Source organism: Mycolicibacterium holsaticum DSM 44478 = JCM 12374 (genome assembly GCF_019645835.1).
Classification (GTDB): Bacteria; Actinomycetota; Actinomycetes; order Mycobacteriales; family Mycobacteriaceae; genus Mycobacterium; species Mycobacterium holsaticum.
Window position 1 is genome coordinate 4,496,955 of the sequence record NZ_CP080998.1, and the last position, 22,787, is coordinate 4,519,741.

The following is a 22,787-nucleotide window of genomic DNA, read 5'->3' on the forward strand; positions in this document are numbered from 1 at the left end:
GTCGGCTATACCGCGAGGTTGAAATTCGGGTCGACGCCATACAGCGCCAACGCAGCCAACAGGACAACGACCGGCACCGAGACAAGCGATGATCGCATCGACCTGCCAACTGCCTCGCCAACCCCGACAGGGCCGCCGCTGGCGTTGTATCCGTAGAAGCAATGGGTGATCATCACGATCGCCGCGATGATGACGGTCTCGACGATCGACCAGCCGAGATCTTCGGCACGCAGGAACGTCCAGAAGTAGTGCTCGTAGGTTCCCACCGATTGCCCGTAGAACAGCGTGGTGACGACCTGCGGTGCGGCGAACGCCATGATCAGGGCCATCGCGTACAGCGGCAGGATGACCACCAACCCGGCAATGACACGGGTGGACACCAGAAATGAGATCGTCCTGATACCCATCACTTCCAGGGCATCGATCTCCTCGCTGATCCGCATGGAACCCAACTCGGCGGTGACGCCGGCACCGACCGTGGCGGCGAGCGCAATGCCAGAGATGAGGGGCGCACTCGCACGCACATTCACCAACCCGGCGAAAAAGCCGGTGAAAGACTCCACACCGATGTTGCCGAGGGAGGCAAAGCCCTGGATCGCGATCAGCGACCCGCCCGCCAGGGTCACCACACCCATGATCGCCGCCGTGCCCCCGACGACGGCCAACGCTCCGGTTCCCATGCCGACCTCGGCGATCAGCCGCACGATTTCCTTGCGGTATCGGCGCAGCGCCCAGCCAATCTGCGCGACGCCGGACACGGTGAACCAGGCCATGTGCCCGGAGTTGTCGAGAAACCGGCCCACCGCCCCGCCAGAGCGGTTCAGGTGCGCAACCGCGCGCGGGTATCGTGCGCGCAGTACGACGGAGGCCGACATCAGTGCCCCGTCCCGAACCGTACGCCGATGCTGGTGAGCACCACGTTAACTGCGAACAACGCAATCACGCAGAGCACAACCGTTTCGTTGACGGCGGTGCCGAGCCCCTTGGAGCCACCGCGAACTGTCAGGCCCCGGTAACAGCCGACCAGCCCGGCGATCAGCCCGAACACCGCCGCCTTCACAGTAGAAATAACCACCTCTGGCAGTCCGGTAATCAAGGTCAGCGTGGAGACGTAAGCCCCGCCCGACACGTTCTGCAGATACACCCCGAAAATGAAGCCGCCGACCAGTCCGATGGTGATCACCATGGCGTTGAGAAGCGTGGCGACATACGTTGCCGCGATGACTCGTGGCACTACCAGCCGGTGGATGGGGTCGATGCCCAACACTTCCATCGCGTCGATCTCTTCGCGAAGTATGCGGGCGCCCAGGTCCGCACAGATCGCAGTCGAGCCGGCTCCGGCGATGACCAGCACCGTAGTCAGCGGGCCTAGTTGGGTGACCGCGCCCAGCGCCGCACCCGCACCGGAGATATCGGCAGCGCCGAACTCGGCTAGCAGGATGTTGAGAAGGAAGATGAGCAGTACCGTCAACGGCACCGCAACCGCGATCGTCGGTCCGATCGCGACGCTCATGATGAACCAACCCTGTTGGACTGTTTCGCGCCACTGAAAGGGACTGCGGAAGAGCGCCTTTCCGGCCAGGACGCACATCCGGAAGAACCCACCGACCATCGTCACAGGTGCGTCTACGTGACCGCGGGCACGTTCCCGAAACGCCGAAATCGTCAAGAGTGCCGCCCGTGACGCGAAACGTAGCCCGCGGCAAGCACTTCGGAAACCAACGACGTTGCGGGGGCAGGCACACGCCGAGCTGCCGACCTATTGGACCGGTGATTACTTGTCCGCCGCTGCAGGCCACCAAGTGGTGAACCCGTTTGCCCAAGCTGTGCCACCGCCACAGTATTGAGCTTGCCGTCAGATCGGGTCATCGGCCGCGTTCCGCCTATCGGAACCGGCTGCGAGGCGGGGGCGCGCTTGCGATTTATGGTGCTAGCCATCAACCACAACTGGAGGCGGATGGTGAAAAGCGAAGTCGCTGCCCTGGGGTACGTCGTCATAACGGCAAAGGATCTGACCGCCTGGCGTGAGTTCGCCGAGTCCGTCTTGGGTTTGCAGGTTGGTAGCCAACCCGCGCCCAACCCAGAACTCGAGACGTTGTACCTGCGTCTGGATGAGCGCAGTTGGCGCATCGCTGTCGAGCATGGCGTCGACGGTGGGATCGGCGCGCTGGGATTCGAGGTAGCGAGTCGGGACGATTTCGAAAATCTCAAGTCCCGCCTCGCTGCGGCCGGTGTAGTCGTCAAGGACGCGCCCGAGGTGGCTGCACATCGACGCGTTCTACAGTTGTTCCAGGCGAAGGACCCCAATGGTGTTCCTTTGGAGTTCTTTTACGGCGCGAGAACAGAGCAGGCGAACTTTGTCTCGCCACGCAACGTCCAGTTCGTCACTGGCACGCAAGGCCTCGGACATGTGGTGCTTCTGGTTCCTGAGCCCGACGATACTTACGACTTCTACATCAACCTGCTTGGCTTCCGGGTCAGCGATGTGATCACTGTCGGTCCGCTGACGACCACCTTCACCTCACCGAACTCCCGGCATCACTCTCTTGCGTTCAGCGGATCCATGGGAATGCCGGTCGCGCTGCAACACATCATGCTTCAGGTCAGCGACATCGACAGCGTGGGCAGAGCGCTAGACCGAGTGCTGGATGCCGGCGCCCTCCAGCTCAGCCTCGGCCGGCACTCCAATGACCACATGCTGTCGTTCTACTGTTCGAGCCCGTCGGGGTTGGCTATCGAATACGCGTGTGGTGGCCGCGAGGTCGATGACACCACCCACACCATCGGCTACTACGACAAAATCAGCTTCTGGGGCCACCGGCTGCCCGATGGCAGTGATCCGATGCAGCAGATCATCGATTCTATGCCGGCGCAGCCGTCGGTCGGATGATGCGGCTGAGATCGGCAGCCACGCAGGTCGCCGGGATGCCAAAGAGGCTGTCAGGCAAGGTTCCGGAGTAGCCACAGGCCACGCGGTGCACAACGCTCGACGCTCAGCCACAGCGGGAAGGTTAGAAGATGCAGTATGCGCTGGTCGGGCAAACCGGGCTGCGTGTGTCCAGGATCGCCTTGGGAACAGCGCTTTTCGGGCTCGCACCGGCCGAAGACGCCTGTGATACCGTCGTCCGGACCGCGGTGGAGCTGGGTATCAACCTCTTCGACTGCGCAAATACCTATGGGAATCGGGCGGCCTTCGATCGCGACGGCCTTCCGGCGGCCGCGCAGCGTAGCCATGCAGAGGAGCTGCTCGGCCGCGCGGTCAAAGGCCTGCGTGATGACGTAGTCATCTGCACCAAGGTTTCTGAACCGGTGGGTGACGGCGTGAACGATGCGGGGCTGAGCAGGTACCACATCATGCGCGAGGCCGAGCAGAGCCTGCGTCGACTCGGTACCGACCATATCGATATTTACCACCTACACCATCCGTGTCAGGAAGCCGCTCTCGATGAGACATTGCGAGCCATGGACGACCTTGTCCACCAAGGCAAGGTGGGCTACGTCGCGCTCTCGACCTACCCCGGGTGGCAAATGACGAAGGCCGTCATGATCGCCGACCGCGACCACCTCGCTCGACCAGTTCTCAACCAGGTGTGGTACAACTTGCTCCAGCGTGAGGTCGAGGCCGACGTGGTTCCTGCGGCACTAGATTTAAACCTATCGTTAACGTGCTTCAGCCCGTTGGCGGGTGGGGCGCTGGCTGGTACCGAGGTGATGGACCGTCGTTACAGCGGCCTGAAGCGGTGGGGTTTGCCGTTCGACTACACCCCTGACCAGCGCAACGCCGCGACGAAACTTCAACTCCTCGCCACTGAATGGGGCTATGCACCAGCTCATCTGGCGATCCGCTGGCTGTTGTCGCGGCCCGCGGTCGCCAGCGCGATCGTTGGTCCCGAGACAGCCGAAGAGCTGGAGCGCAGCGTCGCGGCTATGGCTGTTGAGCTGGATGCCGGGCAGTTGACGGTTATGGACGGGATCGGACAGGTCAGCTGACCGGTCTGAACGCCGCGCGAAATCGCGAGTAGCCCTGAAGCCCGTTGTTCAGGAGCCGGTGCGCTCCTGACACTTCGATGTGTTCGACGCGTGGAAGCATCGCGCGCAGTAGTGCAGTCATTTCGATTCTCGACAAGTGCATTCCCACACATGCGTGGGCCCCGAACCCCCACCCGACGTGGCTGCCGCGACGCTCGAGGCTGAACCGCTCCGGCTCGGGGAACTGGGTGTCATCCATATTGGCCGAGGCGAAAATCGTGGCGATGCGGTCGCCGGCGTGAAGGGCGACGCCGTCGATATCGTGGTCCTCGGTGACAGTGCGGACGAAGAATCGCACCGGCGATGCGAGGCGGACCGACTCCATCACCGCGGCAGGCACCAGTTCCGGTTGACGACGCAGGGCCTGCCACGCTTCGGGCTGACGGCCGAGGCTCCACAGCATCTCGGCGGTGGCCAACAACGTGGTGTCCAGGCTGGGAATCGCGAAATCCATGATCAGATTTCTGGCTTCAATAGGACCGATCTCGCCTCGGTCGGCAGCGTCCAGAACCGAGGCGGCCCAGCCATTGGAACGCATCTGCGACCTTCGTAGGCGTGCGGTATAGACAAACACGCTGAACGACCTGAGCGACGTTTTCCATCCCCGCACATTTCGGATGCCCGCATTGCTGTCGAAGATGTCCCTGCCCCATCGCAGCAGCTGGTCGCTTGTCACCGGAATACCGACCAGGTCGGCGACGACGCTGACGGGGAGACGAGCTGCGAAGTCCTGCACACCGTCGAATGAGGGCCTGGTGAGAAGATCCTCGACGACCGCGTCCGCTGTCCGGTCGATGATCGGTTCGGCATCGACCAACGCCTTGGCAGCAAGTGAATGCATCAAGACCTTGCGACGCCGGGTATGAGCTTCGCCGTCGCTGGCCAACGTGCCTTGCCGCGCAAGCGGATTCAGGATCGGGTTCAACGAGATGTTGCTCGAGCTGTAGCGCTGGTCATCTTTCAGCGTCGAGCGGACATCGGCAAACCTGCCCATCGCCCACACTCGGTGACGGGGCAACCAGACGACCGAACCAGCCTCCCGGATCGCGCGATAGGTTTGTTGTGGATTACGCAGACTCTCACGGCTGCTCAAGTCGATGTCGAGTTGCGGGCGGCGGTGTTGTCGCCGCGGCCGAGAAATAGGCAACGTGCTCTCCAGGCCTAGCTCGCCGGCCAGCTGACGGCAGTCGCATACAACGACACCTCATCAGGCATCCAGCGGTCGTACTGATGACGAAATTGCTGGTGGCGGTAGAACTCCGCGGTCAAGGCACCGCGCTGCGGTGCCACCATCGGCGGAGGGTTGCCACGGAAACCCGCAGTGCTCAGCCGTATCGCCCAATGACGGTCGTAGATCACCTGGTCAGACCATAATTCCAGCAGCAGCAGATGGCCGGGGAGCTCGACATTTTCCAACCAGTCGTATGCCACACATCCCGGCTCCCTTCTGGTCTCCGCGACATCGGCGAGCAGTCCACCGCGCAACGCTTCCGACGCCTCAAATGCCGTTTCGATGATAATCCGCACCGGTCCGCGTGCCGGCCAGAAGATCTTGCGAGCTCCTTCGTCTAAATCAGCTGGCGCCCAGACAGAGTCAGCCAGCTGGAATCCCTGCTGGTGGTAGAACTCACTGGGCTGGCCCGTGGAAACCAATGAGAACAGGTTGGGATATGACCCTCCGACGACACCGGCCCACCACCGCCAGTATGCCGGCTCATCCTCCCACACGGTAGCGAGCGCGAAGCTCGCTGCGCTGCCGATGGATCGGTAGAGTTCTGCACTCCGGCAACCGACTTCACCACGCATGCGAGTCGTTTCCTCGAGTAACTGCGTATGGTCGCCAGCCTGATATTCATGGAGCACCCTGAGCATGTCAGCCTCACACTCCAACGGTCTCGGCGAAGTTGACGACGTAGTCGAACGGCGGTGGAGCGCCGGCGGCGAGTTCGGGGCGCACCAGCACCGTTTCGACGAGGAAGCCGTGTAGTTGCTCAAAGGTGTCGTGGTAGGCGAACACTCCTGCCCCGTGGCCCATTTCCGACCCCATACAAACCTCTGCGCCGGCCTTTTCGAAGGATTGCCCGACGGTCGCCCAATCCTGCTCCGAGTCGGTCATATAGGTCAGGATGTGATGAATTCCGGGACCCCGGTGAGCCATGAATTCTTGGCCGTAGTGGCTTGGCCCCGATGTCGGCTGAATCACTTCGAAGCCGAAATCTTCACCGATGCCGGTGCCGGTGAAGTATGCGTGGTTCACGGCCTCGCCACGGTAGTGCGGTGCGTCTAACCTGCCGGGTTCGGTCTCCCAACTCTGCATCGCCCACTGGTCGATTCCGAAGATGCGGCTGTAGTTCGGAAGTACGGCGACAACATCCGGAACCACCACACCGAAATGTGAGACGCCTTGGACCGGAACAGTCGGCCCACCAGCGGACGACGCTGCGGCCGGGCGAAGGTGCTGACCGTCAATCTCGAGGTCCTCGGTCAACACCTCGAGAAAGAACCCGCCGAGGTGTCGCTGGGTGTCCCAGAACCGGCGCTTCGTTCGCCCATCTACCGTGAATGCGAAGGAGTCAGCGATTCGGAGGTCGGCGAAGTGCTGGTCAATCGCGTCGGTTGCGCTGTCCTCGGGCCGATCCGCTTGCACGGTCAGAAAGCAGATTCCCTCCCCGGCTCGGGTCCGAAGAAACTCATTGAAGACAGATTCACCTGAGACAGGCTGCACCAGTTCGAAAGTGACGGGACGATACGGCGCCCCGAGGGGTGTGCAGCCCTCGCCCGGTGGCCGGGTGTCACCCACGGCGGACCGGAACGTACCAGCAGAGCGACGGCCATGAGCGACCATATTCGACAGCCGGTCGTCGGTGTAGTCATTGACGACCCACGAGTCGATGCCGAAGACCTTGGCGTAGCTGTCGAGGGCGGCGTCGAGATCTCGGACAACAACCCCGACCTTCACAAGTTTAGTGGGCTTCATCGTGTTTCACTTTCAGTGCGGTGATTGCTCAGTAGAAACTACTGAGGTTCTTGACCAGGATCGTCGACATGTCGAATCGGATTTCGCGATGCTTGAGCCGAAATCCGGCAGGGCAATCGTCAGCCTTGACAAGGACGTCACGGCGCTCTCCGGTGATGACGTCCTGGTCACGTTCACCGCGGCTCCGGTAGACGAGAAAGTTGGACTTCACCCGGTAGCTTCCGGGGTTTGCTTCGGCCGCGACACGAACGTTAGTGATCAGATGCCGCGTGCGCGACGCCGGCTCCTCGGCCCAAGCCATGTGCGTTTCCAGGCGACGAACCCGCTGCTCGAGGAATTCATGGGTTTCCTCGAAGTACGCCGAAGTCCCGAACTCTTGCCACTCGAACTCCCTGTCGCGGAACGTTCGATTCGTTCGCACGGGGGCCCAGTACATGATGGATTCGTCGAGGATCCCCAGCCATTCGCCGAATCTCAAGTCATCGAGCAGTTCGGCTTCATAGTAGAGAAAGTCGCGGATCGCGTCCTTGGTGGCGTAGTCGACGGTCGTCATGGTCGCGTGCGTCGAGGTCATGCGGTGCCCTGATTTCGCACCTCGTCGGCGGGCCTGCCTTGAACGCAGCTTGTCTTGTCCGGCGATACCGCTCGCTTGGCTTTGATGTCGTCCCAGTTCATCCCCGACATGAGGTCGGCGTAGAAGTCGTACATGTTCAGCGCGGCGTTGTCAGAGAACGGATGTGCGGTTGTGGCACCGGGATATCCATCTTGATCGACAGCCGGGGCGACGTTGCGCATCGGGTAGCTGAATCGTTGGGCACGCGCCTTCGACCCCCGAAGGATGTGCTGCATCTCATGCCAGTTCTCGGCATCGTCCTGTTCGAACATTCCTCCCGGCGAGAACGTGCGCATCACGTCGATGCGCATTGCTTCCTTGACTTCGCTCGGCGCAGCCTTGGGTACGAACGTCCAGGCCCAAATCTCCATCTCCCCCGGTCCCCGGGGATGGGTGACCCGCATGGTGCCGTTCCCCAGATACATGAAGTTCGGGAAGATGTTCGAGTGGCCGGCGGGCCGGATGGACCGGAAGCTGCCGCGACGTTCGACGATCGCGTCCTTGTTCGCCTTCTCCCAGGCGATGAGTTCTGGAGTCTCGAAGCCTGGTGTGGACTCGTCGGTGTCCAGCCACGCGCCGCCATGTCCAAACGGCGTGAAGTACTGACGCCCCTTCAGTTCCAGGACACCTTCCGGGCCGGTTGGCACCACGACTTCACCGTTGGCCATCGCATAGACCGCGGACACGTGGGTGATTTCGGCGTGTTGCATGTCGCTGGTTGGCTGTTCCACATTGAACTTCCAGTTCGCCGACAGAACCCATTTGTGAACCGCGACAGCTTCCACGCCGCCTTCCCAGCGGTCGACATAGCCATCGAGGTACCAGGCCGCATCACCCAAATATTCGACCAGGTCGGGGGCGTCTTTGTCCCAGCAGCCAAACCAGAACCCCTTGTAGTTGCGCAACCGGGGCACCATCACTGCGCCGAAACGTGACCGGTCGAATCCCGGGCCGTATGCCGAGTCTTCGTGTGGCACATTGATCAGCTGACCATCGGTGCCATAGGTCCATCCGTGAAATGAGCACATGAACGCCTTAGCGGTCCCTGCATCTGCGCGGCATATCCGCATTCCGCGGTGCCGGCACTGATTCAGGAACGCCTTGACAGAGCCGTCCTTCTGGCGGACCACCAAGATCGGGTCCTCGCCGATGTAGTTCTGAAGATAGGAGCCGGGTTTGGGAAGCATGCAGTCGTGGGCGAGAAACACCCAAACACGGGGCCAGACCTGTTCCAACTCCCGCTGATAGATCTGTTCATCGGCGAAAATACCCGCAGCCACCGTCCCGGCCGCGGGATCGATAAGCTTGGCCATATCAATCATTTTGTTCTCCCGCGGCCCCGATCAACCGTTCGGCAACGTGCAACGATTCGCCTGTCCACCACGTCATGCCGCTGAAGTTTAGGTACCCGCATGTGACGGCGGGAGCCATGTGTTCCGCCGGGTGGAACTGGGCTCGACCTTTCTGGTGGAAACTTTCCGTCACCTATATGCCGTTGCGAACCAGCGCATTTCGTCGCAGACTTACCAGCTCCTCTTGAGCCGCCGGACGATCTGATTGAACGGCATCAGCGATGCTAATCCCTTGCGCAAGCTGGGTTGCATGATGCTCAGATTGAACAGCACCATGTATTGGACTCCACAATCGCGCCACTGCTCTGCTTGCTCGACGACCTCGTCGGGTGTTCCGGCGAGGTAGATTTCCCGCATCAGCGACATTGGGATGTCAGCCACGAGGGACAACGCCGTTTGCTCGTCGATCTCATGGGGCAGCAGATCCTGCGAACCCGAGAAGCCAGCACCCAAGGGATGCTGGGTACCGTGGCGAACAAAGATCTCGTCAGAGGCATTCAGCCCGCTTGCCTTCATAACTTCGGACGTCAGCGCTTCATCCACGTCGTCCCGGCTGCGACCGGTGATGACGAACAGACCCACGGCCGGGATGATGGACATCGGGTCGCGACCGGCGTCGGAGGCCGCCGTCCGGACGGCTTCCAAGCGTTGCGCGTAATCTTCTGGACGGTGTGGGAACGCTGGGAAATACGCGTCTCCGTAGCGTCCTGCCGCGCGCAGCATGCGCGGTCCGTGGGCTCCGATCCAGATCTCGGGCCACTTCCCGCGATAGGGCGGGAGATCAAACAGTGCGTTGCGCAGCGGGAAGTAGGGCGAGTCCCGGTTGACGAGTTCGCCACCCGAATCCCACAGTGCGCGAACGGTGGCCATCGCCTCCTCGAACCGTGCGACCGGCGTGGACCAGTCGACACCGTAGGGTTCGCTACCTTCTCGCTCACCCGGGCCGATCCCAAGAATCGCCCGTCCACCGGTCAGTAGGTGAAGTGTCGCGGCAGCCTGTGCGGTGATGGCCGGGTTGCGTCGACCGGTGTCGGTCACACCCACGCCCAGACGCATCCGACCGAGTCGGTTACGGGCGGCGATGTGGCCGAGCATGGTCCACGGCTCCATACTTGCGTCAATCGATGGTATTAGCCTCGTTGCCCCGCAATACTTCTGCTTCCACAACGACCGTGGGAATACCGCGTTCAAGTGGTCAGGAACCCAAAACGAGTCGACGCCGTTAGCGAGTGCAGCCAGATAATTCGCCCGCGTAGCCCCACCAGCCGTTCGGCGAGCCGCAACAATTGGGTCCATCACGCCCACCCGAAATCTGGCCATCGTCTGCCCTTTCCGTGATGGTGTCTGACTGCGAATGCATGTGTGAATGCCAGAAGCTGTCTGTCGCCGGCAGGACCGACCGTCCAGCGCGATGGCTGCTGGCGGGCCGCGTCGCTTCGATACTCGAGCGGCTCGAGCGTGTTCGTGTTCCAGCGCATCGCCCGTCTAACAGGGCATGCGGGGAGAGCGTAAGGACTCCCATTCGGGGGCGGAAGCATCGCGTTCCACCGAACGGAACTGCGCGCCCGTGTGGCTGGTGAAGGCCGGGCGCAGATGTCGCACACTCGCGCCTAAGCTTGCAGTCCCTTGGTGGGGTTCCGCTCGCCGGAACATCGTGATTTCATCCGATCGAACAATGCGATTTCCTCATGGCAATGACTTGGATTCGGGTATGCGCCGCGGAAGACATCGCCCCGGGGGAAGCGTTGAGCGTCGACGTGAACGCTCCTATCGCGGTGTTCAACATCGATGGCGAATTTCTCGCGACCGGCGAGATGTGCACTCACGCCGAAGCCTCTCTGGCCGAGGACGGTTACATCGAAGGCGCCGAGGTCGAATGCTCGTGGCACATGGCGCGGTTCTGTCTACGCACCGGTAAAGCGCTCAACCCGCCCGCCACGGAGCCGCTGGCTACGTACGCGACGAAGGTCGAGAACGGGCAAGTCTTCATCGACATCCCGTGAGGCCACCTCGCCGGCAAGCCGCCGCACACCTGCTATCGCGGCGCTGAGCTGCGCCGACGCGTGGCCCGGCGAATGTTTGCGTAGTTGCTGATCGGGCCATTGACATCCTCGCGGGTCGGCTATACCTTCAATTGAACCGCCGTTTACATCGGGTTCGAGTCGATAACGAGGATCATGATGGATTGTCTTTCGACAGCGCAGAGCAGCTCGTCCAGTCGAGCACTTGCGTTGCTGGACGCGTTCGCGGGTCCCCGCTCCGTGCTAGGCGTGAGCGAACTGGCAGCGGGTGCCGATCTGCCCAAGTCGACCGCACACCGGCTACTGTCAATTCTGGTCAAGCAGAATTACGTCAAGCGGATCGGCGATCGATACGCCCTGTCCGAACACGCCTTTGAGATTGGCAACCTGGTGGCAGCGTGTCGGCCCGGTGGGCTCCGGGAGACCGCGGTTCCGTTCATGGTCGAGCTCGCGCAACAGACGCACGAGACCGTCCACCTCGCCGTGTTGCACAACGGCTCGGTGCTCTATCTCGAGAAGTTGTTTCAGCATTACGCCACGCCGTGCCCGACTGCCGTCGGATCACGCCGGCCGGCTCACTGCACCGCCCTGGGCAAAGCACTGTTGGCGCACTCGCCGGATGAGGCTATGGATCAGGTGATTTCGGGGACACTGCAACGGTTTACCCACCGGACTATCGTCAACCCGGATCTGTTGGGACGCGATCTGGCACGGGCACGCAACGATGGCGTCGCTGTCGAGATCGAAGAGTTTCGGCCGGGACTGGTCTGTGTGGCAGTTCCAATCATGCACCGTCGCGACAACACCCCGATCGGCGCCTTGTCCATCACATCGTCGGTGCCTCGCTTGAAATTGCGCCGCTTTGCTTCCCTGTTGAATGAGGCGTCCGCAGCTCTCGGGTCGCGGCTGACGTCGGCGAGCCTTTAGCTGAGCAGTTCGGTCCTCGGCCGGTCGACTCACCTGCACGCTGCTGGGATAGCTCTTACGGGCGGCGGGTGAGGTCAGGTGTCAATGATGGCTTGCAGCGCCGCTCCATGCAGCGTCACGAGGCGGCTTAGCTCGCGGTCACTGAGCGTCCTGACATCCGGTTCCAGGATTGTTCCCAATCCAAAAAGGAAGACTCCCATCGCCTGTGACGCAATCAGCCTTGCCTTGAGGTTCCGATCTGGACCGGCCAGGACACGGGCAAGCGGCTCGACGAGTCGCTTTGTGAATTGGGCCTCGAACAGCTCTTTACCGTCTTCGAAGTCAAGGGAACGAATTAGCGCGATTGCCGGGTAGTTGATGTCGCGATCTACCCAGTACGCGACAAAGGTGCGGGCCAACCGGATGCCGAGGGACTCGATTGGTCCGTCGAGGTCAGCGGCTTCGATTTCGAGACCCGTTTGGGCGGTGATAATTTCGCGGAAGATAGCTTCTTTGGACCCGAAATAGCGAATCACCAAAGGCGCGGTGACTCCGACGTCGTCGGCGATGTCCTTGAGTCGCACGGCGCTATAGCCGGCTCGTGCGAATCGCCGTCCAGCGGCGATCAGAAGATCCCTGCGGGTCTGGTCCGAGGTTTTCTTCGCGCGGGAAGCATTGTCCTCGTTGCCTTGTTCGCTGCCACGTGTCACGCGCATCGCCTCAAAGTGCTGAGCGGAGCGCCGTGGGACACGGGCCGTCGTCGACCCGGTGGTCCTGGCTGAGAGCCAAGTTCTGGTTATGGGTGGACCAGGTTGATATCGATATCATTGACGTCGCGTCCGTGGCGAATTCCTCTAACAGGATCAAGATAGTAACTGCGTGCTTGCTTCTCCAAATCCAACCCAGGAAATCTCATCGGAGCTCCTCAAGCAACGCTGACGTTCCAGAAGCCGGAACCGATCGCACAGTCCAGCGACTGCGGCACGAGGGCGTTCAGGCGGTGACGGTGTCGGGTAGCGAAACCAGACCGGGTAACGCGGGACGGCGGGTGGAGATGCCGGCTGCCTGCGCGGTTTCCCAGGTGACTTTTCCATCGCGGAAGAACTCCAAGAAGACCCTGTTGAACAGCTCCGGCTGATCGGTCTGGCCCTGATGGCCGGTTTCCTCAGGGTAGAAGAACTGCACATTTGGCAATGCGTCTTCCTGGGCATATCCGGCGACGGTGTGCGGGAAGAGCACGTCCTTGGTGCCGTATAGATAGATTCCGGGAATCGTCATCTTGTCGAAGCGTCCCTTGGTGCTGAGCCGAAGAGCGCTGTCCAAAGCGACCTGGCCCATCGCCGCGTGCATCCGTTTCTCCAAGTAGTGCGGGGAGTGCATATTGGCGATTGTGGTGCGCATCGAAACGAGGTCGTCGGTGATTTTCGACGGATCCAAGATGATGGCTTCCATCAAAGCTCTCATGGAGCCGGCGCTGCCGTCGAATGCTGCGAGGTTGGGCCGTTCTGAAGCAGACCTGCTATCTCGGCCGATCAACTCGGCGGTGGGAACGATGTCTCCGATGCTTCCGGCGATCAGCGCGTAGCTCAGGATCCGTTCGGGATGGGCAGTCACGTAATTAACGGAGTTCGTGCACCCCATCGAATTGCCGCTGATATGGAACTTATCCAGACACATCGTCGTGACAAAGTCATGCAGAAAATCGACATGCCCCGCCTCGTCGGGTGGATAGGCATCCTCGTACTGCCCGGTAAGCCCGTAGCCCGGGAAATCGGGGCAGTAGACGCGAAAGCCGTTGGCCCCCAGAAATGGGGCCATATACCGCCAACCGGCAATGCCTGAGGACCCGGGAATACCGCCATGCAACAGCAGCACGGAGGGACCCGTCTCGCCAGCGGTGACGTAATGCGCCTTGCAACCACTGGCCAGTCGCACGTACCGGCTCAACAATCCCGGGACTTCCATGATCCCATCCTGGGTCAGTGCCATATTCGACGTCCTTCGAATCTGCTTGCACGACAAAATAGAAGCAAAACAGCTGAATCAACCAAGTGAAGTATGGCCAGGACCGTCCGCATCTACGCATGACGCGTTCCAGATGATGGAACGCGCACTGCCACTTCGGCGCGCTCACAGCCCGCCAGCGTCCGTTAGCGCGCCGAAATCACCAATGCGGCCGCGCCGACGAGCCCGGCCTCGCCACCCAACTCCGCCGGGACCACCCGCAGGCCGTGCAGGAACTCCAACCCGGCATAGGAGGCGAGCGCCTCGCGCACCGGGTCGAAGAGCAATGCACCGGACTTCGCCACCCCACCACCGATGACGACAAGGTCCAGATCGCACACGGCGCCCACCGACGCGATCATGGCGGCGACGGCCGTCGCGCCGCGGCGAAACGCCTGCAGCGCAATCGCGTCACCCGCTTCGGCAGCGTCGGCGAGCTCCTTGGCATCGGCGTCGACGGGCGCCTGCCAGCCCTGCGAACGTGCCCACTGCGCCATCCGCGGGCCCGCCGCGATCGTCTCGACGCAGCCGTGTCCGCCACAACTGCACGGCGCGCCGCCGGGGTCGACGACGACGTGGCCGACGTGCCCGGCGTTGCCGGTGCGTCCGCCGTAGGGCGCGCCGTCGAGCACCAACCCACCGCCGACACCGGTGGACACCACCATGCCGAGCATGAACGGCGCGCCCCGGCCCGCGCCGCGCCACCGCTCCCCCAACGCCATGCACAACCCGTCATTGTGCAGCCGCACCGGGGCGTCGACCACCGCCGCCACCCGGTCGGCAATGGGAAAGCGTTGCCACTCAACGATGTTGATCGGGCTGACGGTGCCAGCCGACAGGTCGATCGGCCCGCCGCATCCGATACCGGCCCCGCGCACCCGGCCGCCTGCCGCCGTGAGCGCGTCGTCGATCAGCGCGTCGACGGCCGCCCAGACCGTCTCCGCGTCTCCTTCGGGCGTCGGCAGCCTGCCCTGGTGCACCAGGGTGCCGTCGTCGTCGACGAGGCCCACGGCGATCTTCGTGCCGCCGATGTCGATCGCCAGCGTTGTCATCAGTGCCGGTGGGTGTTGTCGGGCTGACGCGGGTCACCGGGGTGCTCGTATCCCGGGGCGAGTTCGACGACGGCCGCGCAGCGTGCGTCCAGCCACCGCCGGAACGCCCGACGCCGGGCCGCCCCACGCAGGTGGTCGGCGACCGCGTCGGCATCCTTGAACCGCAGGGGGTTTCGTTCGCGGTACGACGCGACGTCCTCGGCCGTCACGTCGACGTCTGCGGTGACGCTTGCGAACACGGCGCGAGCCAACGGGTCGGCGAGCACCGACGCCGCGACGCTGCCGATCTCCAGACGCGTCACCGTGTCGGGCAGCAGGTCCACTTCGGTCGGCGCCCCGTCCGCGCTGAGCCCCGCCACTCGGGCTTCGGCCGCGACGACGCGTTCGGTCACCAGCAGCTGGGTCAACCAGCGGCGCAGTTGTCGCCCCTCGCTGGTGCCTGGCCGCGGCAGCGACGCCGCGAGCAGGGCCGCCCGAAGCTGAGCCTCCCGCGCGTCGATCTCCTCGACCTCGACAGGTACCCCGTCGACCGTCGCCACGTTCACCGCACCACCACCTTCACCGCCGTCGAATACAGCAGGCTTCCCGCACCACCGACACGGATCAGCGCCCACCACTCCCCGGGCTCCAGCCATCCCGGCGGCGCGACTTCGAAGTCGAGATCCACCGTGCCGCGCGCCGGCAGCTCGACCCCAATAGCAGCAGGCCCCAGCCACTCCCACGTTCCCCACGGGCTGATCAGATGCGCCTCGACCGCGAGGTCGGCGTGCGCGTCGCTGCCCACGGTGGCGGTGAGCCAGGCCGTTTCACCGGCAGCGACGTCGACCGGCGCCGGCTCGCTCACCCACCGCAGCACCTTGTCGTCGGGGGCCGCGGCGACCGACACCACACACACGTCCTCGACCGCCTGACGCCACGACAACGGCATCGAGGGATGGCTGCCGGTGAGCGCCAACTCCGCGCGCACCGGGTACAGCCCCGCTGCGACGGCAGACGGTGGCGTCACGGTCACCTCGGCGTCGAGGTACTCGCCGGACGGCAGCATGAACGACAGCTCGGCGGGCTCGACGGTCCAGCCTGCGGCGCAGCGCAGCCGGACCTTGCCGTGCAGCACCGCGTCGCTGCAGTCGCTAGCTGCGGTAAGACGTAGCGAAACAGGTGCATTCGGCTCGGCACCGACGGCCTGCGGGTGCAGGTGGGCGACGACGGGCATTCCGCCGAGCGCAGCCGGTCCGCGGTTGTGCAGCCAGTACCGGGCGTACAGCGGCTGCGCCGCCTCGGCGTCGGGCGCCAGCTCGGTGTGCTCGGCGTCGAGTACCCGCGGCAGGTTGAGCTGGGCCTGCACGGTGGCGATCTCGTAGCCGTGCAGGGTCAGCTCGTCGGGCTCCGACGACTTCGGCTGTTCGAGCAGGTCGACACGCACCGCGCCCGACACCCGCCGCAGCCCGGACTGCACCGTGACATCGACTGTCTCACCGCATGTTTCGACGAGCCGGAGGGCAACACTTTCCGAGGGGTGTACCCGCTTACTGCTTCCGGACTCCAGGGGGTTGCCGGCCGCTTTCATCGCAGCGAGCCGAACCTTGCCTGCGGGCTCGACCTCCAACAGCGAACCCGTCGCAGGCAATCCACTCGTCGTGTACGCCTTCTCGGTGACCGCCTGCAGCGGATGAGAGAACTCCGCACTACGCGACGGCAGATCGGCCTCGCGCCAGTCACCGTCGCCGGAGACCACCGCGTAGTCGAAGGTGTGCGTCCAGTGCTGCAGCTGAAAGTTGGAGCCGTCGGGCGCGGTGCGCCGTGGCGGGTCGATCCAGGTTCCCGACGGCCACCCGGTGCACGACCGCATCAGCGACATGTGCAAGGTGCCGTCGGCTTCGACTGCGAATCCGGGCATCCCGCGGTTGAGCACCGCGACGGTGCGCGCTTCGAACGGCTCGAGTTCCGGCGCCACGGCCTGGTCGACGGTGATTTCGAAATCACGGAGATCCGCCGCCAACTCCGCGACCTGCGCGTCCAGCGCGGATCCCGCCACGACGAGCACGGGCAGCGCCCGCGCGTGACGCAGGTCGGCGCCGGGCACCCAGGTGTCGGCCAGCGGTGCGGTCGGCGGCACCCACACCCTGGCCGAACCCGCGGCGTACAGCTGCCGGTTGAGCTCCTCGGTATACACCGGATCGGCCTCGGCCAAAACCGCGGCGGTGAAGGCGTTCTCGTCGGGCCCGCCGAGCGCAATCCGCGCGTCGGGCAGGTTGGAGTCGACGCTGAGATCACCGTAACGCGGCTTGTCCGCGCTGCTGCACGTCGCGGTGACGCCTGCCCGCACCAGCGCGACGACCAGTTCACGCGCCAGCCCCGCCGACTCCGCCTCCGTCGGCGCCACCACCTCGGCGACCGACACCGCACGCACACCGTCGCCGACGCGCACCCGCGCCGCCGAAGACAACCCGAACCAGCTGTATGCCGGGTTGTCCAGTGTCCACGGGTGTTTCGCCGAGTCGACGGCGGCGTCGCCGTCGTGCAGCAAGCCGAACCCCCGTCCGATCACCGCATCGCCGACCTCGCTGACCGGCAGCGCACCGGGCACCGGACACGGCCAGCGCACCCGCAGCAGGTGATCGGCGCCGGTGAACTCGTCGATGGTCGTCTGGCAGTCCACCCGCGCCACGCCGTGCCAGAGCGTCAGGGTCTGCTTGTAGCGCAGCACATCTGAAATCTGGCCGTGCACGACGAGGCGCTCGCCCAACGGGCCGCGATACGCCTGCACGTCGGCGGCGCCGGCCGAGGACGCGACCACCGGCCCCTTCGGCAGCAGATGCCACGGACCCTCTCCGGCCTCGGGATGCGCCGAATACTCGTCGTAGACAGCCAGTTCGTTACCGACCCGACCGCCGGCGATCAGCTCGCGACCTGATGCCGCCTCGATGAGCGACGCGACACCGCCGCCGCGGGCCGGATCGGCCGTGAGCCGGTAGTGCTCGTTGCCGATGGTGGTGCCGGCCAACGGCTCCCAGCCGTCGGCGTCGGCACCAGGTTCCAGCCGATACGACTGCCAACCCAGCGACGGCACATCGCGCGCCAGCCAACTGACGCGACAACCCGCGACCTGAGTCGGCAACGCTGCGCCGTCGGCGTCCACCACCTGCGCCCCGGCCGTCACCGGCTCGGCGAGCCACGCGCTGACGATGTCGGTCCGCTTGTGCGCCAGGGTGTTCCACACCACGACGGGCCCCTCGACCGCGCTGGACAACAGGGCCAACGCGTTGTCGCGGGCGGTGGTGCCCAGCTCCCACGCGTCGCGCCACCCGGTCAGCAGGTCGAGGTACACCTGGTCGGACTCCGAGCCGGTGATCGCGTCATGGTGGGCGCCGTAGGCCAGCTGCACCCACGCCTTCGCCAGCGCGGCCTGCGGATACGTCGCACCGCCGAGCAGCCCGGCGAACACCGCGAACTTCTCCGCGTCCAGCACCGCGTTCTCGGCGGCACGGTTGGCCTGTTTGGTGTCGATGTAGGACACGTGGCAACCGGTGTAGATCGGGTTCATGTCCCGGGTTTGCGGCGACGCGTCGATACCGCAACGGGTCAGCTCGGCGCGCACGGCGGCGAAGAACTCGCGCGGTAACGCGCACACGAATTTCGGCCAGGTGTAACGGGCGTTCCAGTCGCGGTGAATCTCGGTGACCCACTTGTTCGGTGGCGTGTAGTCGGTGCCCACCGGCAACAACACGTTGCGGGTCAGCGCAACCTTTTTCAGCGAGGCGAACAGCTCGTAGGTCGCCGTCGACGCCTCCTCGAGCGTGGCGGCGGAGTCCATCCACCATCCCGCCGAGTAGTGCGCGGGCATGTAGTGCGTCAGCAGGCCGCGCCCGGACGGGGCGATCCACTCGAATTCGCTGGAGAACTGCATCCGCTCGGGATCACCGTCGCCGGCCATCGGCCCCCACTGGTGATGCGGCCCGCGCGCCCAGGAGCTCGAGGTCAAACCGGCGTCGGCGGCTATGCCGGGGAACTGCGGGTCGTGCCCGAACGCGTCGAGCTGCCAAGCGGTCCGCGGTGACGCACCCAGCACACCGTGTTGAAATCCCATGCCCGCCACGAAGTTCCGGATCGTGGTCTCTGGGCTGGTGAGGTTGGTGTTTGGCTCGTTGTAGGTGCCGCCCATGATTTCGATGCGGCCCTCGGTGAGGAAGCGGCGCAGGTCGGCGCGGTCCTCGGGGTGGGTGTCCCAGTATGGTTTGAGGTAGTCGACTTCGGCGAGCACGAACTTGTATTCCGGTTCGCGGCGGGCCATTTCGAGGTGTGCGCGCACCAGGTCGAAGCCGTTGGTCTGGCGGGCGCGGCCAGGCGGATCCTCGGTCCACACGCTGGTGTAGGCCGCCTGGGTGTTCCACCACACCGGGTCGTAGTGGAAGTGGCTGATCATGTACATCGTCCAGCCGGGTTCGGCGACGGTGAAGTCGAACGGGGTGACGTTGTCGCTCTCGACGACGCGGGCGTCGCGGTGCTGGCCGACGACGGGGTCGGCCACTGTCACCGGAATATCGACGCTGCCGTCACCGGCGGGGACCGGGGCGTGCCCGCTCAGACCGTCGCCGTCGACGCGCACCGTGCCTGCGCCGTCGGTGTAGGCGACCCGCACCAGTTGCAGCGGCGCGTCCGGCGGCCCGACGAACAGATCCGTCGATGCCGCCGAAATCACCCGCACGCCAAAACCCTACGTGCCCTCAACGCTTTCCCGTGGGAAGCGCGGGCGTCAGCGACCGTTGCGGCGGTCGATGATCAGATCGCGGAGCTCGGCAAGGTGCTCGTCGACCGAGCGGAAGGCGGCCCGCGTCTCGGTGCGGAAGTCGATTGACTCGGCCTTGAACGCGGCGACATCGGTCTTGACAGCGGCGACGTCGGTCTTGAGAGCCGCGACGTCCGTCTTGACTGCAGCCATATCCGTCTTGACCGCCACCATATCTGTCTTGAGAACTGCAACATCCGTCTTGACTGCAGCCACGTCCGTCTTGACCGCCGCGAGATCAGTAGCGTGTTCCCGCTGATTTTCACCGAGCGCGTTCACCGCCGCGAGAACCGCTCGGTAGTCGGCTCGAGAAGCTTCGAGCGCCGTGACGCGCGCTTCGAGGTCGTCGATCCTGGCCACCGCACCATCGTATGGTCTTCACGCGCGGGGCCGCGGCACTAATCCGCACCCCGTGCGGCGAGCAGACGCAAAAGCGTGTCGACACGCCGAGGGGCACACGATTCTGCGTCTGCTCGCCGGGAAAACCGTCACACCCGCGACACGTCGACCACCAGCGCGCGGTGATCGGACACCGGCAACGCCGGCGCGCAGCACCGCTCGACGCGCAACCCGGAGTCGCCGGTCAGGATGTGGTCGAGCTGCCGCGTCGGCGCCTCGGTGGGAAACGTCGTGCCCTGGGCCAGCGGCCGTAGCCCGCTCCAGCATCGTACCGGGGCCGGCGTCATGTTCAGATCCCCCATCAGCACCGACGGCCCCGCAAACCCCCGCAGATCACGCACCAGGTGGCGCAGCTGCACCCGGTTCCACCCCGGCACGAACGACAGATGCGTGTTCGCGACGGTCAACGGGCCCAGCGGGGTGTCCAGCCGCCCGACCATCGCCGCGCGCGGCTCCTCGTCGACCACCTTCACCCGGTTCGGTCCCGGCAGGTACATGGGAAACCGGGTGGGGATCCGCGGCAGCCGCAGCACCTGCCAGTTCTCCGCGGGAAACCGCGACAGCAGCGCGATGCCATAGGCGGCGGTGCCGGGCTGCTCGTCGCCGGTCGCGGCCATCCACGTCGCCCCCGGCGTGCCCGAGATCGCGGCGACGAACCGGTGGCTCAGCGCGCCCATCGCCTCCGCGGCGACCGCGGTCAGATCCGCTTTACCCGACCGCGGCTGATCGAGGTCAACCTCCTGCAACGCCAGGATGTCGGCGTCGAGCTGCCGGACGGCCTCGACGAGCCGGTCCTGCTCGACGACGCCGTCGTGCACACTGCGCCCGTGCAGGATGTTGAAGGTCGCCATGCGCATGGGTACTCAAGTACCGTTACTTGTGTTGATTCCGGATGCCGGGGTAACGGTTGCCCGACCCAGGTGTCCGCGTTCTTGTCCGACGGGGCGGACGGGATTTCGGTCCCCGTATCCCTGGCCGGTGGCGGTTCCCGGTACTCGCTTGCCGGTCGTCGGACGTGGCCTGGTTGGTAGCTCTCACGACGCGATCCGCTGGTCGCGTGCGTGTCACACCTTCCCGTCGCCGCGCCGTCAAACCCTGGGCGCGTCTGCCGATCACGGTGGCGGCTGCCTCGTGTCGGGTGACGTTTTCATATGGGGTGCGCCAGTGTTGGTCTCCCCACACACTCGTGTACGCCGGATTGACCGCGTATAAGCCGATCCCGTGTCGGTAGGCGTGGGCGGACAACCGGTTGCGAAACACCGCGGTCGGGATACCTGCCACCGTCTTGCGAAAGCGTTTGCCGCGCGATCCTCGGCCCATCGTTTCCCGGCCTGTGGTACGGGCATCGGCGAAGTCGAGGTCTTCGACGGCGATTGTCTCAAGCCCATGGCGGCGGGTGTAGTGGACGAGCCGGCTGATCGCGTGGCGAATATGGGCATCCCTACGGGTGGAACGTCCGCCCAAGTCGAAATCGATGCGTTCAGGCCGACCAACCGGATTGCCATGCTTGTCGAGACGGCGCACTGCGAGGTGCCCGTCATTGAGATCCACTCCAACTACAGGGCCTTCGGCGCGGACTTCACCGTTTGAGAGCTTCCTACAAATGACCTCAGCGGCCGCGGGAGAACTCTCCCAGGAGGCGGTGAGGTAGCGGCCGGCTCGGCTCGGCTTGCGAGTGATGGTGTAACACACAGATTTCCCGGCGGTGATGCGGTCTCGCCACTCGTCGGCGCGGTAGGAGAACACCGTGGCACCCGACAGGATATATCTGCCGTGCCTGGCGTTGGACAGGTACTCCAGAGGTTTCGGCAGTCGTAGGCTGACTTCTCCGCCCGGGCTGACGGTGATGGTTAGGTTGCCGAACGGTTCACCGACCGACCCGAGGGCTTTGATGCGGTAGCGGACACAGTCCCATTCCTCGCGCCACTCGGCCACGCTCAGATCCGTATCGGACAAGTTGTGACGAATTCTGGCCCGTCGCTTACTACCTACGACGACGTGCACGGCGCCGTGATCCCAGTCGGCACATACGCGAGCCAGTTCGGACCGAAGCTTCTGCAACCGGCGTTGTTTGGCAAACCTTTCGGCCTGCGTCTTATACCCTCTCGGCAGCTTGGCCTTCCGACACATCGAACGTTGGGTTTCAGTGAGGATGTCGCCGGTGGGTTGTTCCAAACGATTCTCGATGACGGCGATCGATGCTCTCAGTCCGGAGATATGCCGGCGTTGGGCGTCACGAGCGAGCCGATATTGGTGGTTGTTTTCAGCGATGATCGCGCTAGCCCAGCGGGCACTCGACTGCGCCGTCAACCTCTTCTTTCGCGCGTTGAGTCGAACCCGTCGCGACTGCCGCTTAGTCGCTTCTACCACACTCGGGTCCGATTGCACCGGACGACAGACTCTAGCCAGGTCAGCCCGCCGCAGCTGCCCCAGATGCTCAGCAACCAAGTCCAGCACGACCTCGTCGTTAAAGCTAGTCCGCAGCCGAGTGGTGATCGCCACGCCTGCTGGACCGGCTACCGGCTTGACTTCCCGCCACTTCCGCAACCTCATCGCCGTCATGCATCCGATCATCCGGTATAGGTACGACATGTTTGGTTGTTGCACTATCGCCATCCAAATTGGGTAGCCATTCTCCACGGCGATAT

General features: G+C 64.1%; 20 protein-coding genes. 4 read left to right on the forward strand and 16 right to left on the reverse strand.

What is annotated here, in order from left to right; all coding sequences use genetic code 11:
- Nucleotides 1-5: 5 nt before the first annotated feature.
- Both K3U96_RS21645 and K3U96_RS21650 read right to left on the reverse strand, forming a co-directional pair.
- Entirely contained in the window at nucleotides 6-875 is an 870-nt protein-coding gene (locus K3U96_RS21645) for an MlaE family ABC transporter permease (protein WP_064928191.1), read from the reverse strand.
- Nucleotides 875-1,612 carry an MlaE family ABC transporter permease gene (locus tag K3U96_RS21650; protein ID WP_084222883.1) on the reverse strand — a complete coding sequence of 246 codons (738 nt, stop codon included), beginning with the start codon at nucleotides 1,610-1,612 and terminating at the stop codon, nucleotides 875-877. Before K3U96_RS21650 ends, K3U96_RS21645 begins: the two co-directional genes overlap by 1 nt.
- Before the next feature lie 237 nt (nucleotides 1,613-1,849).
- Here K3U96_RS21650 and K3U96_RS21655 point away from each other — a divergent pair, with 237 nt between their 5' ends.
- Nucleotides 1,850-2,890 carry a VOC family protein gene (locus K3U96_RS21655; RefSeq protein WP_220691038.1) on the forward strand — a complete coding sequence of 347 codons (1,041 nt, stop codon included), beginning with the start codon at nucleotides 1,850-1,852 and terminating at the stop codon, nucleotides 2,888-2,890.
- Between the two features lie 128 nt (nucleotides 2,891-3,018).
- On the forward strand, nucleotides 3,019-3,990 hold the full coding sequence (locus K3U96_RS21660) for an aldo/keto reductase (protein ID WP_220691039.1): 972 nt from the start codon (nucleotides 3,019-3,021) through the stop codon (nucleotides 3,988-3,990).
- On the opposite strand, the gene K3U96_RS21665 is transcribed toward K3U96_RS21660, so the two are convergent.
- From K3U96_RS21665 to K3U96_RS21690, 6 genes are all read right to left on the reverse strand, one after another.
- Nucleotides 3,983-5,023: a cytochrome P450 gene (locus K3U96_RS21665; protein WP_230982234.1), complete on the reverse strand. Its 1,041-nt coding sequence runs from the start codon at nucleotides 5,021-5,023 to the stop codon at nucleotides 3,983-3,985. The two genes, K3U96_RS21660 and K3U96_RS21665, sit on opposite strands and share 8 nt — an antisense overlap.
- Nucleotides 5,024-5,190: 167 nt before the next feature.
- Nucleotides 5,191-5,901, reverse strand: coding sequence for an antibiotic biosynthesis monooxygenase (locus tag K3U96_RS21670; RefSeq protein WP_220691040.1), 711 nt, complete (start codon nucleotides 5,899-5,901; stop codon nucleotides 5,191-5,193).
- A gap of 7 nt (nucleotides 5,902-5,908) precedes the next feature.
- Nucleotides 5,909-7,006 (reverse strand): VOC family protein, encoded by a 1,098-nt coding sequence (locus K3U96_RS21675; protein ID WP_220691041.1) that lies wholly within the window; start codon nucleotides 7,004-7,006, stop codon nucleotides 5,909-5,911.
- Between the two features lie 28 nt (nucleotides 7,007-7,034).
- Nucleotides 7,035-7,580 (reverse strand): 3-phenylpropionate/cinnamic acid dioxygenase subunit beta, encoded by a 546-nt coding sequence (locus K3U96_RS21680; RefSeq protein WP_220691042.1) that lies wholly within the window; start codon nucleotides 7,578-7,580, stop codon nucleotides 7,035-7,037.
- Nucleotides 7,577-8,932, reverse strand: coding sequence for an aromatic ring-hydroxylating oxygenase subunit alpha (locus K3U96_RS21685; protein WP_230982235.1), 1,356 nt, complete (start codon nucleotides 8,930-8,932; stop codon nucleotides 7,577-7,579). The genes K3U96_RS21680 and K3U96_RS21685 overlap by 4 nt, the downstream gene beginning before the upstream one ends.
- 210 nt (nucleotides 8,933-9,142) lie before the next feature.
- On the reverse strand, nucleotides 9,143-10,291 hold the full coding sequence (locus K3U96_RS21690) for an LLM class flavin-dependent oxidoreductase (protein WP_220691044.1): 1,149 nt from the start codon (nucleotides 10,289-10,291) through the stop codon (nucleotides 9,143-9,145).
- A gap of 368 nt (nucleotides 10,292-10,659) precedes the next feature.
- Between K3U96_RS21690 and K3U96_RS21695 the strand changes: the two genes are divergently transcribed.
- Together K3U96_RS21695 and K3U96_RS21700 are read left to right on the forward strand one after the other, a co-directional pair.
- On the forward strand, nucleotides 10,660-10,974 hold the full coding sequence (locus K3U96_RS21695; RefSeq protein WP_205870924.1) for a bifunctional 3-phenylpropionate/cinnamic acid dioxygenase ferredoxin subunit: 315 nt from the start codon (nucleotides 10,660-10,662) through the stop codon (nucleotides 10,972-10,974).
- A gap of 177 nt (nucleotides 10,975-11,151) precedes the next feature.
- Nucleotides 11,152-11,919: an IclR family transcriptional regulator gene (locus K3U96_RS21700; RefSeq protein WP_268928455.1), complete on the forward strand. Its 768-nt coding sequence runs from the start codon at nucleotides 11,152-11,154 to the stop codon at nucleotides 11,917-11,919.
- A 74-nt stretch (nucleotides 11,920-11,993) separates the two neighbouring features.
- Here K3U96_RS21700 and K3U96_RS21705 read toward each other — a convergent pair whose 3' ends face one another.
- The 8 genes from K3U96_RS21705 to K3U96_RS21740 all read right to left on the reverse strand — a co-directional run bounded on the left by K3U96_RS21705 (nucleotide 11,994) and on the right by K3U96_RS21740 (nucleotide 22,755).
- The gene (locus tag K3U96_RS21705) at nucleotides 11,994-12,614 is read right to left on the reverse strand and encodes a TetR/AcrR family transcriptional regulator (RefSeq protein ID WP_220691046.1); all 621 of its coding nucleotides are present in this window, start codon (nucleotides 12,612-12,614) and stop codon (nucleotides 11,994-11,996) included.
- A 277-nt stretch (nucleotides 12,615-12,891) separates the two neighbouring features.
- A complete protein-coding gene (locus tag K3U96_RS21710; RefSeq protein WP_069403267.1) occupies nucleotides 12,892-13,887 on the reverse strand; it encodes an alpha/beta fold hydrolase in 996 nt (331 codons plus the stop codon).
- A 161-nt stretch (nucleotides 13,888-14,048) separates the two neighbouring features.
- Nucleotides 14,049-14,954 (reverse strand): ROK family protein, encoded by a 906-nt coding sequence (locus K3U96_RS21715; protein ID WP_220691047.1) that lies wholly within the window; start codon nucleotides 14,952-14,954, stop codon nucleotides 14,049-14,051.
- Nucleotides 14,954-15,493 (reverse strand): DUF7158 domain-containing protein, encoded by a 540-nt coding sequence (locus K3U96_RS21720; protein ID WP_372515018.1) that lies wholly within the window; start codon nucleotides 15,491-15,493, stop codon nucleotides 14,954-14,956. The genes K3U96_RS21715 and K3U96_RS21720 overlap by 1 nt, the downstream gene beginning before the upstream one ends.
- Nucleotides 15,494-15,495: 2 nt before the next feature.
- On the reverse strand, nucleotides 15,496-19,659 hold the full coding sequence (locus K3U96_RS21725) for a glycoside hydrolase family 38 N-terminal domain-containing protein (RefSeq protein ID WP_220691049.1): 4,164 nt from the start codon (nucleotides 19,657-19,659) through the stop codon (nucleotides 15,496-15,498).
- Between the two features lie 48 nt (nucleotides 19,660-19,707).
- Nucleotides 19,708-20,100, reverse strand: coding sequence for a hypothetical protein (locus tag K3U96_RS21730; RefSeq protein ID WP_220691050.1), 393 nt, complete (start codon nucleotides 20,098-20,100; stop codon nucleotides 19,708-19,710).
- 128 nt (nucleotides 20,101-20,228) lie between these two features.
- Entirely contained in the window at nucleotides 20,229-20,996 is a 768-nt protein-coding gene (locus K3U96_RS21735) for an endonuclease/exonuclease/phosphatase family protein (protein ID WP_220691051.1), read from the reverse strand.
- Nucleotides 20,997-21,012: 16 nt separating this feature from the next.
- Nucleotides 21,013-22,755: a hypothetical protein gene (locus K3U96_RS21740; protein ID WP_220691052.1), complete on the reverse strand. Its 1,743-nt coding sequence runs from the start codon at nucleotides 22,753-22,755 to the stop codon at nucleotides 21,013-21,015.
- Between the last annotated feature and the right edge of the window lie 32 nt (nucleotides 22,756-22,787).

Coding starts and splice junctions, on each gene's coding strand:
- K3U96_RS21645 (WP_064928191.1), bottom strand. CDS start 875: ATGTCGGCCTCCGTCGTACTGCGCGCACGATACCCGCGCGCGGTTGCG.
- K3U96_RS21650 (WP_084222883.1), bottom strand. CDS start 1,612: ATGGTCGGTGGGTTCTTCCGGATGTGCGTCCTGGCCGGAAAGGCGCTC.
- K3U96_RS21660 (WP_220691039.1), top strand. CDS start 3,019: ATGCAGTATGCGCTGGTCGGGCAAACCGGGCTGCGTGTGTCCAGGATC.
- K3U96_RS21665 (WP_230982234.1), bottom strand. CDS start 5,023: ATGGGCAGGTTTGCCGATGTCCGCTCGACGCTGAAAGATGACCAGCGC.
- K3U96_RS21670 (WP_220691040.1), bottom strand. CDS start 5,901: ATGCTCAGGGTGCTCCATGAATATCAGGCTGGCGACCATACGCAGTTA.
- K3U96_RS21675 (WP_220691041.1), bottom strand. CDS start 7,006: ATGAAGCCCACTAAACTTGTGAAGGTCGGGGTTGTTGTCCGAGATCTC.
- K3U96_RS21680 (WP_220691042.1), bottom strand. CDS start 7,580: ATGACCTCGACGCACGCGACCATGACGACCGTCGACTACGCCACCAAG.
- K3U96_RS21685 (WP_230982235.1), bottom strand. CDS start 8,932: ATGGCCAAGCTTATCGATCCCGCGGCCGGGACGGTGGCTGCGGGTATT.
- K3U96_RS21690 (WP_220691044.1), bottom strand. CDS start 10,291: ATGGCCAGATTTCGGGTGGGCGTGATGGACCCAATTGTTGCGGCTCGC.
- K3U96_RS21695 (WP_205870924.1), top strand. CDS start 10,660: ATGGCAATGACTTGGATTCGGGTATGCGCCGCGGAAGACATCGCCCCG.
- K3U96_RS21700 (WP_268928455.1), top strand. CDS start 11,152: ATGGATTGTCTTTCGACAGCGCAGAGCAGCTCGTCCAGTCGAGCACTT.
- K3U96_RS21705 (WP_220691046.1), bottom strand. CDS start 12,614: ATGCGCGTGACACGTGGCAGCGAACAAGGCAACGAGGACAATGCTTCC.
- K3U96_RS21710 (WP_069403267.1), bottom strand. CDS start 13,887: ATGGCACTGACCCAGGATGGGATCATGGAAGTCCCGGGATTGTTGAGC.
- K3U96_RS21715 (WP_220691047.1), bottom strand. CDS start 14,954: ATGACAACGCTGGCGATCGACATCGGCGGCACGAAGATCGCCGTGGGC.
- K3U96_RS21735 (WP_220691051.1), bottom strand. CDS start 20,996: ATGCGCATGGCGACCTTCAACATCCTGCACGGGCGCAGTGTGCACGAC.
- K3U96_RS21740 (WP_220691052.1), bottom strand. CDS start 22,755: ATGGCGATAGTGCAACAACCAAACATGTCGTACCTATACCGGATGATC.